Origin of the sequence: Klebsiella sp. AqSCr (assembly GCF_008452795.1) — a bacterium.
In the GTDB taxonomy this organism is placed as follows: Bacteria; Pseudomonadota; Gammaproteobacteria; order Enterobacterales; family Enterobacteriaceae; genus Klebsiella; species Klebsiella pneumoniae.
The window spans coordinates 15,217-29,240 of sequence record NZ_MJDM01000006.1 but is presented as its reverse complement, the minus strand read 5'-3'; the positions used below and the strand labels follow the sequence as shown (position 1 = coordinate 29,240).

The following is a 14,024-nucleotide window of genomic DNA, read 5'->3' as shown; positions in this document are numbered from 1 at the left end:
TCACCATTTGGTCTATACCAGATTTATAGTTATCATGGAGACAAAGCCGGGACAGGGTCAAAGGAAATGTGGCGCTGCAACAAAAAATTCATCTGGCTATGTATAATGAGCGCACGAAAAGTGGCAGTGAGTAAACATGAAATCACCCTCTGGCGAGATGCCGCAATACCTGATGATTAAGGCGCAGCTGCAGGCGCGTATTCAAAACGGCGCCCTCAAAAGCGGCGACAAGCTGCCTTCCGAGCGCGAGCTGTGCGCGCTGTTCAACACGACGCGGATTACGGTGCGTGAGAGCCTGGCGCAGCTGGAGGCCAGCGGCGTGATTTACCGCGCCGACCGCCGCGGCTGGTTTGTGACGCCGGAGCGTCTATGGCTGGATCCGACGCAAAATACCAACTTCCACAAGCTGTGTCTCGAGCAGGGTCGCGAACCGAAAACGGTGCTGCTTGATGGCCGCCTGGCTGCCGTGCCGCTGGATGTGATGGCGCCTCTGGCGCTGCAGCCCTTCGATCAGGTCTATTTGCTGACCCGGCTGCGCTATGCCGACGGCCGGCCGGTGTGCTACTGCGAAAACCACTGTCTGCCCGCGCGGGTGCCTGAGCTGCTGCGCCACGATCTCAACGGCAGTCTGACCGAGATTTATCAAACTCACTACGACCTGATCTATACCAGTATGCATCTGTCGTTTTATCCCACCTCAATGCCGCCGCAGGCCGCCGAGGCGCTGGGGGTGATGGAGGGGCGCCCGGCGCTGCTGTTGCGCAGGCTGAATTACGATCAGCACGGGCGTATTCTCGATTACGATATTGAATACTGGCGGCATGATAGCCTGCGGATCGAAGTCGATACCCATTGATTTTATTAGTTAAATTTTTTGATCTCCCCGGTGGCGCTAGCGCGTGCCGGGGCTACGCATCCCGCTCGTTTTAACTCCTTCGACACACTTCTTTCATCGTTTTGTCATAAACCCCCGGTAGCGTGAAGCTAAATCTGGTCTACACCAGAATAACTGACTATCCGATGAGGCTTACACGATGAAACTCTCCCGACTTGCTCTGCTGTCCCTGTTCGCGCTGACCAGCTCTCCGGTTTGGGCGGACGGCGTCGTCACGGTTTACTCCGCCGACGGCCTGCATGACGGCGATAACAGCTGGTATCAGAGCCAGTTCGCTGCCTTCACCAAAGCGACGGGCATCAAAGTGCAGTATGTGGAAGGCGGCTCCGGCGCTATCGTCGAGCGTCTGGCCAAGGAGCGCACCAATCCGCAGGCTGATGTGCTGGTCACGGTGCCGCCGTTTATCCAGCGCGCCGCGAAAGAGCAATTGCTGGCAACCTTTACCCCGCAGGGAAGCGCGCAGATCCCCGGCGCTAACGACCGCTACGCGCCGCTGGTGAATAACTATTTGACCTTCATCTATAACAGCCAGTTGCTGAAAAGCGCGCCGGCCAGCTGGCAGGATCTGCTGGATAGCCGCTACAAGAACAAGTTGCAGTACTCCACGCCGGGTCAGGCGGGCGACGGTACCGCGGTGATGCTGCAGGCGTTCCATAGCCTCGGCGGTAAAGACGCCGGTTTTGCGTATCTGGGTAAGCTGCAGGCCAATAACGTTGGCCCATCGGCCTCGACCGGTAAGCTGACGGCGCTGGTCAACAAAGGCGAGCTGTACGTCGCCAACGGCGATCTGCAGATGAACCTGTCGCAGATGGCGCGTAACCCGAACGTTAAAATTTTCTGGCCGGCGGATGACAAAGGCGAGCGCAGCGCGCTGGCGCTGCCCTACACCATCGGGCTGGTACAGAACGGACCGAACAGCGAAAACGGCAAAAAGCTGATCAATTTCCTGCTGGATAAACCGGCGCAATCCAGCGTCAGCGCGCGCTCCTGGGGCCTGCCGGTACGCAGCGATGTAGCGCCGGATGATGCTAACTTTAAGGCGGCGAAAGCGGCGCTCGACGGCGTGAAGAGCTGGGAACCTAACTGGGACGATGTCGCCGTATCGCTGTCGGCTGACATTGCCCGCTGGCATAAAGTGACCGATAGCGAGTAAGCCTGATGTTGATGAAAACCACCGTCACTTCTTCCCCGTCGCTGGCGGGGACGTCCGGGATCACCCTGGACTCGCTGCGCGTTTCATACCACGGCAACGTGGTCTTAAAACCGCTGTCATTGACCATTGAGCCCGGTGAGGTGCTGGCGCTGATTGGCCCTTCCGGTTCCGGGAAAACCACGGTGCTGCGGGCGATTGCCGGTTTTGTGCAACCGGCTGGCGGGCGGATCCTGATCGGCGATACGGACGTCACCCAGCTGCCGCCGTACAAACGCGGGCTGGCGATGGTGGTGCAGAACTACGCGCTGTTTCCGCATATGAAGGTGGAAGATAACGTCGCCTTCGGCCTGCGGGCGCAAAAGCAGCCCAGGGGGCTTATCGCCGAGCGGGTGACTGAAGCCTTAAAAATCGTCGGCATGGCGGATTACGCCACCCGCTACCCGCATCAGCTTTCCGGCGGCCAGCAGCAGCGCGTGGCGATAGCCCGCGCGATTGCCGTGCGTCCTCGGGTACTGTTGCTTGATGAACCGCTGTCGGCGCTGGATGCGCAAATTCGTCATAACATGGTGGAAGAGATTGCCCGTCTGCATCGCGAACTGCCGGAACTGACCATTCTCTACGTCACCCACGATCAGACCGAAGCGCTGACCCTGGCGGACAAAATCGGCATTATGAAAGACGGGTCGCTAATCGCCCACGGCGAAACGCACGAGCTCTATCACTATCCGCCGAACCGCTTTAGCGCCGAATTCCTCGGCCGCGCCAATATCCTGCAGGCGACGGCGCTGAAAGACAGCCCCGAGCCGGGGCTGGTTAGCGTGAGCTGTGGCGGCGGCCTGATTAACGCCTTCAGCCGGGGCGGCCTGCATGGCAACAACAAGCTGTTATGCATTCGCCCGCAGCACATGAGCCTGGCGCCGCGATCGGCAACCAGTAATCGTCTCAATGCTACCCTGACCTCGGTACATTGGCAGGGCGATCTGACGCATCTGCTGTGCGATGTTGCCGGCGAAGCGGTGCGGATCGTCATGACTCAGGTCAACCCACTGCCGCGCGCGGGGGACAAGCTGTCGCTCTACTTCGAACCTGGCGATGCGGTTCTGATCGAGGTGCAATGATGGCGCAAACCCTCACGCTTGCGCGTCCGGCGCGAAACCTACGCCCTTACCTGTGGCTGGCGTTGCCGCTGCTGGTGCTGGCGACGCTGTTTTTCTATCCGCTGCTGCTGATCGCCGAACAGGCGCTGCGCGACGCCAGCGGCAACCTGAGCCTCGAGACCTTCTGGCAGGTGATTGACTCAAAACGCTTTATTGGCGCGTTGCTCAATACCTTACAGATTGCGGTGTTCGCTACCCTTGGCTGCCTGGTGCTCGGCAGCGTCCTGGCGCTGATTCTGGTGTTTATTCCGTTTCCCGGCAGCCAACTGGTGAGCCGGGTCATTGATACTTTTATTGCGCTGCCGACCTTTCTTATCACTCTCGCGTTCACCTTTATTTACGGCTCGGCGGGGCTGCTCAACGGCACCCTGATGGCGCTGTTTGCTTTTGAACTGCCGCCGGTAGACTTCCTCTATTCGATTAACGGCGTGATTCTGGCGGAGATTACCGTCTTTACGCCGCTGGTGATGCGTCCGCTGATGGCGGGATTGCGGCAGATAGATAAGAGCCAGCTGGAAGCGGCGAGTATTCTCGGCGCTCATCCGTTACGGGTGATTACCCAGGTTATCTTCCCGGCGGCGCTCCCGGCGCTGATGGCGGGCGGCAGCCTGTGCCTGCTATTGACCACTAACGAGTTCGGGATCGTGCTGTTTATTGGCGCCAAAGGGGTTAATACCCTGCCGATGATGGTCTACAGCAAGGCGATTCTGGAGTCGGATTACAGCGTGGCCTGCATGATTGCGCTGATCAATATTCTGCTGTCGCTGGGGCTGTTTATGCTCTATCGGCTGGCGGCGGCGCGCACTGGCGTAAGGAGTTAACGATGTTGATTTGGTCGTGTAAAGGCCGCGCGGCGGCGGGCGCGCTGGCGGTGACGCTTTTTGCCGGCGTTTTCCTGCTGCCGCTGGCGGTGATTTTACTCTCCAGCCTGAGTAAACAATGGAACGGCCTGCTGCCCACCGGCTTTACCTTTGCCCACTTTGTTAACGCCTTTCGCGGCGCGGCGTGGGATTCGCTGTTTTCGAGCCTGATGGTGGGCTTCTGCGCCAGCCTGTTGGCGCTGCTGTGCGGGATGTGGGCGGCGCTGGCGCTGCGCCAGTATGGCGCGACGCTACAGAAATATCTTGGCCTGGCGTTTTATCTGCCCAGCGCTATCCCCTCGGTTTCCGTCGGGCTGGGCATTCTGGTGGCGTTTAGCCAGGGGCCGCTGCAGATGAACGGCACCTTCTTTATCGTTCTGGCGGCGCACTTCGTGCTGATCTCCGCCTTTACTTTCAGCAACGTAACGACCGGGCTGGCGCGTATTTCCGCTGATATTGAAAACGTCGCCTCCAGCCTGGGCGCTTCGCCGTGGTATCGCCTGCGCCATGTGACGCTGCCGCTGATGACGCCGTGGATGATCTCGGCGCTGGCGCTGAGCCTGTCGTTGTCGATGGGAGAGCTAGGGGCGACGGTGATGATCTATCCGCCGGGCTGGACGACGCTGCCGGTGACCATTTTCAGCCTCACCGATCGCGGCAATATCGCCGATGGCTCGGCGCTGACCATTGTGCTGGTGGGCGTCACGCTGCTGTTGATGATGAAGCTTGAGCGCATCGCCCGCCGATTAAGCCAGAGATAAAGAATTGATGACGCCACCAGGGCACGGGGCTGACTGCCCGGCGGCGCTGCGCTTGCCGGTCCTGGGGGGGAGCCCGCAGGAAGGAACGTAGGCCGGATAAGGCATTTATGCCGCCATCCGGCATAAATGGATCGCACCAGTTGTAGCCCGGCTAAGCGTAGCGCCAGCCGGGAACGCTCCTTCGACAACGCTATCGCATCAGAACCACGCCTCAAACATCCCGCCGACGTTCAGCGAATCCAGCTGCTGGTCCTGGGTGCCGTTTACCTTCGCGGTGTGCTCGTTGTCCACCTGGCCGCCGGTCACGTAGAAGCGCAGCATCGGACGGAACTCCGGCCCCATGCCGATGGCGATGTTCTGCGACAGCGTCAGCTTCCAGCCGTGGTTATCCCCACCCTGGTCGTAATCCACGCGCTGGTAGCCCGCTTCCAGCCAGGTGGAGTGCACGTCGTTCCAGAAGTACATCGGCCGCACGATGGCGCCGTAGTTTTTACGGTTGTCGGTATTATCCTTGCCGTTGTCGTAGTCGTGGAAGGCCAGCAGATATTCCACCTGCGCCTGCTGGGTGAACTTATGGCTGCCCTCGAAGCTGGCGTAGACCGTGGTCAGGGCGTCGGTTTTGTTGTAGACGCTGTTATCCGAGTTGTCGGAGTAGCGCAGGATCACCTTGTTTACCCCGCTGTCGTTGGTGTGGCTCAGCACCAGCCCGCCCTGCCAGGCTTCGAGACGCGCGTCGCTGTCCACCGCCTTTGAGTCAAAGCCGTAGTTGGCGTACACCTCGACGTCGATCGGCCCGGCCTTGATGTTGTGGGTTTTGGTGGTCAGCGCGTAGTGGCCGTTGTCGCCGGTGTCGGAGCTGCCGGTACAGGTGATGCGCGACGGGTTGGTCTCGTCGGCCATCACTTCCGGACTACAGGATTTCACCTGCGACACCGCCGCCACGTCGAACTGCACGCCGCCGATATCAAAGTTCTTCACCCCGGCGCCCTGGCCGTCGTGGTTCATCCAGAAGTAGTCGTTGATCCCCTGTTGCGGACGCTGGTGGAAGTCGCGGCCGGCCCAGATATAGGCGTTGGGGTTGGATTCCAGCACGTTGGTGACCCCGACGTAGGCCTTCTTCAGGTTAACTTCGTCGCTCCAGTGGTCGAACATCACGTTAAGATCCCAGATAGCCCCCTGCGCGCTTTTGAAGGCCTTGCTGATCTGGAATTCGCCGCCGTTGCTTTCGTTGCCTAGACGGCCGATCGCCGAGGCGCCGTTATAGGAGCCGTCGACGCCGACATATTTCTGGTCGCCGGTCTGGAAGTGGGCGCCATAGCGGGCGTAGCCGCTGAACTTGAGGCCGAACGGAATGGCCATATCCGGCGAGGCGGCGGTGGTTTCCGGGTTAGTAATCACGTCGACCTTTTTGTTGGCCGCGGCGTCGATTTTTGCCTGGCGGTCGGCCAGCGCTTTATCAACGGCTTTGGCGACGATGGCGTCGATCTGTTCCTGCGTAAATTCTTGCGCCATGACAGAAATTGGGCACAGCGCGGCGACCACCGCCATGGCTAAAGGCAGTTTTTTTACAGTATTCATGGTTATCTCGCTTTAATAATTAATATATTTCAGATAATAACCATCCCATTCTGGCTAGAATAAATAGCCAAAATAAGCTGATTTGTTTTTTAGGGTACAGCGACGCCGGAGAATAATATTCTCGCTAACGTTATTCCATATTAATTAACGCTGGTACAGATGGATTAATTCTTCTGAGAACTCGCGGGCCAGCAGCGAATTCATCAAATGATCCTGGGCATGTACCATAATCAGCGTCATGGGCTGACGCGCTTCACCGGCATCCTGCCCGATGAGCTGGGTTTGCATCTGATGCGCCCGGCGGGCGTAGCCGTCGGCCTCGTTTAAGAGTAAGCGCGCTTCGTCGATATTTCCGGTTCGGGCCGCATGCAGCGCTTCAAAACATAATGAGCGTGACTGTCCCGCATTAACGATAATTTCCATTACCGCATCTTCTAATTCAATCATGTGTATTCCTGAGGTATTTATTATTTAATAATGCAGTGAAAGTCCATTTTCTGCATTATTACGCTGTCATCTTATTATCTCTCCGGAAGGAGAGGGATTAGCTAACGGTTTCTGCTACCGGAACGCTATTTTTGGCTTTCTCAACTTCGGTTTTCATTAAGGAACGTTCATAAGCGCGCAGGAACGGCAGGTAAATGACCGCCGACATCACCATGCAGATGAGACACATCACCACCGGGCTCAGGGTCCAGTTAGCCGCCCACGACGCGCCAATTGGGGCCGGCGTAGTCCACGGCGTCAGCGAGACCACCTGGCTCAGCCAGCCAAGACGCGTCGCGCCGTAAGCCAGCACCGCGTTGACCATCGGTACGCAGACGAAGGGGATAAACATCATCGGGTTCATGATGATCGGCGCCCCGAACAGAATCGGCTCGTTGATATTAAAGAAGCTCGGCACGATGCCCATCTTGCCGATGGTGCGCAGATGGGTGGCCCGGCTACGCAGCAGCAGGAAGGCCAGCGGCAGGGTAGAACCGACGCCGCCAATCAGCAGATAGTGATCCCAGAAGCCCTGCAGGTAGACGTGCGGCAGTACCGTGCCAGCCGCCAGCGCCGCCTGGTTTGCCGACAGGTTGGCCATCCAGAACGGGTTCATAATGCCGGTAACAATCAGCGAGCCGTGGATACCGGCGAACCAGAAAATCTGGCACATCAGAACAGAGAGCAAAATCGCCGGCAGCGAGTCGGAGGCGGAAACCAGCGGCTCCAGCAGATGCATGATCGCCTGCGGCAGGATCATCCCGGTCTGTGCTTCGATAAACAGATTCAGCGGATGCAGAGTCGCAATAACCACCAGCACCGGGATCAAGATTTCAAACGAACGGGCGACGCCGGTGGGGACCTCTTTCGGCAGACGAATCGTAATGTTGTTTTGCTTCAGCCACGCGTAAACGCGGGTGGAGTAGATGGCGGTGATCAGCGCGGTGAAAATGCCCTGACCGGACAGATACTGAGTGGAAATTTTGCCATCGGCATAGGGTGCGGCGACCAGCAGGAAAGCCATAAACGCCAGCAGACCGGACATCACCGGATCGAGCTGAAACTGACGACCGAGGCTGGCGCCAATGCCGACCGAGATAAAGAAGGTCATCACGCCCATGCTGAGGTTAAACGGCAGCATCAGCTGTTCGCGGTAGTGCTGGGAGAAATCAAGCCAGCCGCGGGCAAAGCCGTTGGTGGTATCGGGTGAAAACGGCGGAAAGATAAATACCAGCATGAAAGAGCCGATGATCATAAACGGCAAGGCGGCAGTGAAGCCATCGCGGATAGCGATAACGTATTTCTGCTGCCCAAGGCGTCCTGCCAGCGGAGTAATAGATTGCTCGATCACGGCAATCATGGACTGATACAGAGAACTCATTTCAACACCTCTCAGTGCGCCGCTGGGATCAGCGACAGAGCATAATTCAGGACGTTGTCTCCCCGCTGCATACCGTAGTCCATCGTATCGATGGGCTGAACGGGAATGTTCAGGGAAGCCGCTTTGTCAGACAGGGTTTTCAACATGTATTTCACCTGGGGGCCAAGCAACACCACCTGATACTGCGGAAACTGCATGTCAAATTCGGAAACGCCATAGGCGTCAATCTGCACCGGCAGGTCACGTTCATTCGCCGCCTCAACCATCTTTCTGACCAGCAGACTGGTGGACATCCCGGCAGAGCAGCACAGCATAATCTTGTACATCGACGACCATCCTCAAAATGTAAAAAGTTATTGCGTGGGTGATTTGATATCAGACGGAAACCGGTTTCCATTTATAAAAAGCAGAACTGTGATAGTGGTCAAGATCTCCTGCTTATAGGGCGGATTTATTGGATTTCGCTCACATTATTCTGTCGATTTGGCGATGTTTTGCGCTGAAATGGAAAATCGGTTTCCAAACAAATGGCGAAATGGATATACTGCGCTGGTCATAATTGAAGCGATTCAGGTTTACAGGATTTTGGCGGGACGCGGCGCCCGCGCAGGGGAAAATGATGTCGACAATCAATGATGTTTCACGACTTGCCGGGGTTTCCAAAGCCACGGTGTCGCGAGTGTTGAGCGGCTCACGTGGCGTGAAGGAAGCCAGTCGTCAGGCGGTGCTGCAGGCGGCGGAAGCGCTCAATTACCGGCCAAACATGATAGCCCAGTCGTTGCTCAGCCAGTCCACCGGCTGCATCGGCGTCATCTGCGCCCAGGACAACATCAACCAAACCACCAGCTATCTCTACGCCCTGGAAAAACAGCTCAGCCAGCACCAGAAACACCTGCTGCTGCGCTTCGCCAACACCAGCCACGGCGTGATGAACTCTCTGGAGGAGTTGACCTGCGGGCTGTGCGATAACGTGCTAATCATCGGCGCGCGTTTTCCTCTGAATATTAACCGCCCGGACGTGGTGCTGGTGGACTGCCTCGATAGCGAAGGCGACAACAGTATTCAGTTCGATCATGCTTTCGCCGCCGAAACCGCCTGTCACTATCTGATTAGCCAGGGGAGACGGCAGATTGCGCTGATTCATCCGCAGAGCAGCGGCTTTGCCGACCAGGTGCTGCTGGGCTACAAGCACGCGCTGGAAAAAAACTTTTTGCCGTTTAATCGCAACCTGGTGTTTCTGGATAATACCTCGCCGTCGGTGGCGGTGCAGGAGCTGGTCAATAACGCCACGACGCTGAACTTTAACGCGCTGCTGGTGAGCGATGAACAGCAGGCGCAGCGCGTGGTGCCGCAGCTGCAGGCGTTTAACCGCGCCGTTCCGCAAAATGTCATGGTGTTTAGCCTCGCCGGATCGTTACAGCTGCCCGGTATCCCGACTATCCCGGCGATTGAATATTCCATGGACGCGATGGCGTCGCGGATCGTCAACTGGCTGACCGAGAAAACGGACAACCCGGGCGGCAGCCCGCTGCGCGGCGATTTAATTATTCCGAAGCACTAAACGCTGCTCTTGCCCTGACCCGCCGCCGTTGGCTGCGGGTTTTTTGCTGGCTGGTTTTTGTCGTATCCCTCACATTATAAATAAAACTCATATCTGACGCCGGATTTTCGAACCGGACAGCCTGCGTGACCTGCCTTAAGTTGAGTACGAAAGTTCCACTCAAAAAACACTAACCAGAACATTCGTACCGCCTGCTTGAGGAAGTCACCCTATGAATCACACGAACGTTGTCGATGTGAAAGCGTGGATAGATACCCGCCCGGTCTCGCGCTTTCAATGGAACGTGCTGCTGCTCTGTTTCATCATCATTATGCTGGATGGGTATGACGCCGCGGTGATGGGCTTTGTCGCCCCGGCGCTCATCGAAGACTGGGGCATCAGCCGGGCCGAAATGGGGCCGATTCTTGGGGCGGCCATGTTCGGCGTCGCCATTGGCGCCCTGGTAGCGGGTCCGCTTTCTGACCGCTACGGCCGAAAGCGAATTTTACTCTGGTCGGTGGCGCTGTTTGCGCTGTTCAGCCTGGCCGGCGCCGTGGCGCAAAGCCCGACGCAGCTGGCGCTGATGCGTTTTCTCACCGGCCTTGGCCTTGGCGCCGTAATGCCCAACTGCGTCACGCTGGTGGCGGAATATATGCCGGAGCGGCGTAAAGGGGTGATGATCACCCTGATGTACAGCGGTTTTAACGTGGGTTCCGGCCTCGGCGGCTTTATCGCCGCCGGTTTGTTATCGCATTACAGCTGGCACTCGGCGCTGGTTTTTGGCGGCGTGCTGCCGCTCGTGGTGCTCCCCTTTATGATCGTGATGTTGCCAGAGTCGGCGATGAACATGGTGGCGCGCCGACTACCGGGCGAGCAGATCGCCAGGGCGCTTAACCGGCTTGGGGGCCAGTTTACGGCTGAAACCGTTTTCCAGCTGAATGCGCCGCCCATCACGCGGAGCAGCAAAGTGGCGCAGCTGTTCCGGCATGGCTATGCCCGCGGCACGATAGCGCTGTGGTTAACCTATTTTATGGGGCTGTTCGTGATTTACCTGCTGAACGGCTGGCTGCCAACCATTCTCCGCTCCGGCGGGCTGTCGCTGCAGCAGGCGGCGATGATGACCGGCTTGTTCCAGCTCGGCGGCCCGCTGGGCGGGATCCTTGTCGGTATGATGATGGATCGCGCTTCGGCGAAAGCCGTGATTGCGGCAACCTATTTCCTCGGCTGTCTGTGCCTGTTGTCCCAGGGGGTAATGGATTTCGGTTCGGCGGTGCTGTCGGTGCTGATTTTTATCAGCGGGATGTGCATTAACGGCGCGCAGAACGGTCTGCAGGCCTATTCGCCCGCCTATTATCAAACCGAGATCCGCGCTACCGGAGTCAGCTGGATGCATGGTATCGGCCGTACCGGGGCTATCCTCAGCTCCACGCTGGGCGGGATGCTGATGCTGGCCGTGCCGGGACACTCGTCGATCTTTTTGGTGCTTGCGCTGCCGGCCTGCCTGGCGGGGATCTGTATTTTGTTGCACCGTATGAATCACGCTAAGCCTCGACTCACAGAGGCAGAACTTGACGCTTTGTCATCCCCCCTCGAACACCGATAAGTGGAGTTATCTGATGGCTAACATTCTCGGCGGTATCGCCGTCTCTCATACCCCGACTATCGGCTTCGCGGTCGATCATCATAAACAGCAGGACCCGGCGTGGGCGCCGATCTTCCAGAGCTTCGAACCGCTGCAGCGCTGGCTGGAGGAGAAAAAACCGGATGCGCTGGTGTACATCTTTAATGACCATGTGACCGCCTTTTTCTTCGATCACTATTCGACTTTTACGCTGGGAATCGACAGTCAATATGACGTTGCCGATGAGGGCGGCGGACCGCGCTGCCTGCCGCCGGTCCAGGGCAACGCGGCGCTCTCAAGGCACATTGGCGCCAGCCTGATGGCCGACGAGTTTGATATGTCGTTCTTTATGGATAAAAAGCTCGACCACGGCCTTTTCTCGCCGCTTTCGGCGCTGTTGCCCTGGGATGAAGCGCAGGGGTGGCCGACGGCGGTGATCCCGTTACAGATCGGCGTGCTGCAATTTCCGGTACCAAGCGCGCGCCGTTGTTACAAACTCGGCCAGGCGCTGCGCCGGGCGATTGAAAGCTTCCCGGAAGATATCAATGTGGCGATTGTCGCGACCGGCGGGCTCTCGCATCAGGTTCATGGCGAGCGCTGCGGATTTAATAATCCCGACTGGGATGCCCAGTTTGTTGATATGCTGGTTAATGACCCGGAAAAGCTTACCGAAATGACCCTTGGCGAATATGCCGAGCTGGGGGGGATGGAGGGGTCCGAAGTGATCATGTGGCTGGTGATGCGCGGCGCGCTATCAGCCAATGTCACCGAAACCTGGCGCGACTATTACCTGCCGTCGATGACCGGTATCGCCACGCTGATCCTTGAGAACAATGCGCGCCTGCCCCCCGTCGATACCCTGACGCGCCATCGCCAGCATATGGCGCAGCAGCTGGCCGGGGTGGAGAAACTGCCGGGAACCTATCCTTTTACCCACGAGCGCAGCCTGAATGGCTTGCGGCTTAACCGTTTCCTGCATCGGCTGATTGAGCCTGCCTGGCGCGAACGTTTTCTGCAGTCGCCTCAGTCGCTTTATGCCGAAGCCGGACTGAGTGAGGAGGAACAGCAGTTGCTCAACGCGCGCGACTGGCGGGGATTAATTCAGTATGGCGCCAGCTTCTTCCTGCTGGAGAAAATGGGCGCGGTGGTCGGCGTATCCAACCTGCATATTTACGCCGCGATGCGCGGGCAGACGCTGGAGGCGTTTCAGCAAACGCGCAACCAGCAGGTAACCTATTCGGTGGCGGGTAAACGTTAAACGGCCCCGTCCTGAACCTGCTGATAAATAAAACGCAACAGCGCCTGCGTCGCCGGGGAGGGCAGGCTGCCGGCGCGAAACGTCAGCCCGATACGCCGGGTGGTATCGGGCAGGGGAACCGGCAACACGCTGAGCAGCCCATTGTCAGTTTCAAAACGCATCTGGCTGGCGGAGACCGCCGCCAGCATGTCGGAGCCCTGCAGTAATCCTCGCACCATCGCCGCATCCCCGGTCTCTACCGTCGGCTGGGGCAGCGGCAGCCCCAGGGTGACAAACGCCTTATCCAGCAAATTGCGCGCCGGCGCGTTGGCGCGCGGCAGCACCCATTGCGCTGTCGCCAGCTGGCTGCGCGGGTCCGGATGGCGCAGCAGCGGGTGGTTATTACGCAGTAAAATCAACATATCCTCTTCGAATAACGCTTCGCTACAGAGGTCCGGGAGATCTTCATCCTGGCGCAGGGCGCCGATAATAAAATCGATATTACCTGCCCGCATATCGGCGACCAGCGACTCATACGGGCTTTCATTGGTCATGAGGGTGATGCCCGGGTGCTGGGCCAGAAAGGCGGCGATGGCGGAGGGCAGTAGCCGGGTCCGGCTCAGCGGCAGGGCGCCAATGCGCACGGTGCCCTCCAGCACCCCGCGACGGGCAGCGAGATCGCTCCAGATGTTTTCCAGCTCGTTGAGCGCTCTGCTCACCGGGGGATAGAGTAGCTCCGCGGCAGGCGTGGGACGCACCCCCTCTGGCGTCCGGCGAAATAGCGCCGAATCCGCTCCTTTTTCCAGGACCTTCAGCGCGGCACTGACCGCCGGCTGAGTGATCCCCAACTGTTGCGCGACGGTTTGGGTATGGTTGACGTGATAGAGCTGAATAAAAATGGCTAAGCGGCGGGTATTGAACAGCCAGCCGGCGTCCGCCAGCGGGCCGCTGCTGCGGGTATGGTGCTTCTGCAGCAGCGCCGGGATGGCCTGCAGGTCGTCAATCGCCCGCCGGGCGCGCGGCAGGATGCACTTGCCATACTCGGTGGGCACCATGCCGCTGTAATGGCGTTCGAACAGCGTGACGTTCAACGCGGCTTCAAGATCGCGAATAGCCCGGGTTATCGCTGACTGCGTGCGGAATAAGTCATCGGCCGCGCGTGAGACGCTACCGCGCAGCGCGACCTGACAGAAAAAGCGCAGCTGCATGATATTTATAATTTTATCGTGCTTTCTCTTTAGCATTGTTCGTCAGGCCTGAAAAAGTGAGTGAGACGACAACATAAATAAAAATCATAGCCTTCGCAAGTTAACGAATTACCTCCCCACGACGGGACATGACAAGCTGAAAAAAAC

The 14,024-nt window shown here is 58.2% G+C and carries 13 protein-coding genes; 8 read left to right on the top strand and 5 right to left on the bottom strand.

The features are described 5' to 3' along the window. Positions 1-136: 136 nt before the first annotated feature. The 5 genes from phnR to phnV all read left to right on the top strand — a co-directional run bounded on the left by phnR (position 137) and on the right by phnV (position 4,826). Positions 137-856 (top strand): phosphonate utilization transcriptional regulator PhnR, encoded by a 720-nt coding sequence (phnR, locus tag BHE81_RS22460; protein ID WP_004145049.1) that lies wholly within the window; start codon positions 137-139, stop codon positions 854-856. A gap of 178 nt (positions 857-1,034) precedes the next feature. Beyond that, positions 1,035-2,048, top strand: coding sequence for a 2-aminoethylphosphonate ABC transporter substrate-binding protein (phnS, locus tag BHE81_RS22455; RefSeq protein ID WP_004173867.1), 1,014 nt, complete (start codon positions 1,035-1,037; stop codon positions 2,046-2,048). Positions 2,049-2,053: 5 nt separating this feature from the next. Beyond that, on the top strand, positions 2,054-3,166 hold the full coding sequence (gene phnT / locus BHE81_RS22450) for a 2-aminoethylphosphonate ABC transport system ATP-binding subunit PhnT (RefSeq protein ID WP_023301415.1): 1,113 nt from the start codon (positions 2,054-2,056) through the stop codon (positions 3,164-3,166). Continuing rightward, positions 3,166-4,026, top strand: coding sequence for a 2-aminoethylphosphonate ABC transporter permease subunit (gene phnU, locus BHE81_RS22445; protein WP_002923191.1), 861 nt, complete (start codon positions 3,166-3,168; stop codon positions 4,024-4,026). The genes phnT and phnU overlap by 1 nt, the downstream gene beginning before the upstream one ends. A 2-nt stretch (positions 4,027-4,028) precedes the next feature. Then, positions 4,029-4,826, top strand: a complete 798-nt coding sequence (phnV, locus tag BHE81_RS22440) for a 2-aminoethylphosphonate ABC transport system, membrane component PhnV (protein ID WP_023288088.1) — start codon at positions 4,029-4,031, stop codon at positions 4,824-4,826. Positions 4,827-5,024: 198 nt separating this feature from the next. On the opposite strand, the gene BHE81_RS22435 is transcribed toward phnV, so the two are convergent. From BHE81_RS22435 to BHE81_RS22420, 4 genes are all read right to left on the bottom strand, one after another. Next, positions 5,025-6,404: a carbohydrate porin gene (locus BHE81_RS22435; protein ID WP_016946134.1), complete on the bottom strand. Its 1,380-nt coding sequence runs from the start codon at positions 6,402-6,404 to the stop codon at positions 5,025-5,027. A gap of 144 nt (positions 6,405-6,548) precedes the next feature. Continuing rightward, positions 6,549-6,851: a PTS lactose/cellobiose transporter subunit IIA gene (locus BHE81_RS22430; RefSeq protein WP_002923158.1), complete on the bottom strand. Its 303-nt coding sequence runs from the start codon at positions 6,849-6,851 to the stop codon at positions 6,549-6,551. Between the two features lie 97 nt (positions 6,852-6,948). Further along, positions 6,949-8,271 (bottom strand): PTS cellobiose transporter subunit IIC, encoded by a 1,323-nt coding sequence (locus BHE81_RS22425; RefSeq protein WP_002923156.1) that lies wholly within the window; start codon positions 8,269-8,271, stop codon positions 6,949-6,951. Positions 8,272-8,282: 11 nt separating this feature from the next. Then, positions 8,283-8,597 carry a PTS sugar transporter subunit IIB gene (locus tag BHE81_RS22420; protein ID WP_004145041.1) on the bottom strand — a complete coding sequence of 105 codons (315 nt, stop codon included), beginning with the start codon at positions 8,595-8,597 and terminating at the stop codon, positions 8,283-8,285. 293 nt (positions 8,598-8,890) lie between these two features. Here BHE81_RS22420 and BHE81_RS22415 point away from each other — a divergent pair, with 293 nt between their 5' ends. The 3 genes from BHE81_RS22415 to BHE81_RS22405 all read left to right on the top strand — a co-directional run bounded on the left by BHE81_RS22415 (position 8,891) and on the right by BHE81_RS22405 (position 12,690). Beyond that, a complete protein-coding gene (locus BHE81_RS22415; protein ID WP_002923154.1) occupies positions 8,891-9,832 on the top strand; it encodes a LacI family DNA-binding transcriptional regulator in 942 nt (313 codons plus the stop codon). Positions 9,833-10,043: 211 nt separating this feature from the next. Next, positions 10,044-11,414, top strand: a complete 1,371-nt coding sequence (locus BHE81_RS22410) for an MFS transporter (protein ID WP_032426549.1) — start codon at positions 10,044-10,046, stop codon at positions 11,412-11,414. Between the two features lie 13 nt (positions 11,415-11,427). Beyond that, positions 11,428-12,690, top strand: coding sequence for a gallate dioxygenase (locus tag BHE81_RS22405; RefSeq protein ID WP_002923152.1), 1,263 nt, complete (start codon positions 11,428-11,430; stop codon positions 12,688-12,690). Here BHE81_RS22405 and BHE81_RS22400 read toward each other — a convergent pair. Further along, on the bottom strand, positions 12,687-13,913 hold the full coding sequence (locus tag BHE81_RS22400) for a LysR family transcriptional regulator (protein WP_002923147.1): 1,227 nt from the start codon (positions 13,911-13,913) through the stop codon (positions 12,687-12,689). The two genes, BHE81_RS22405 and BHE81_RS22400, sit on opposite strands and share 4 nt — an antisense overlap. Positions 13,914-14,024: the final 111 nt, after the last annotated feature.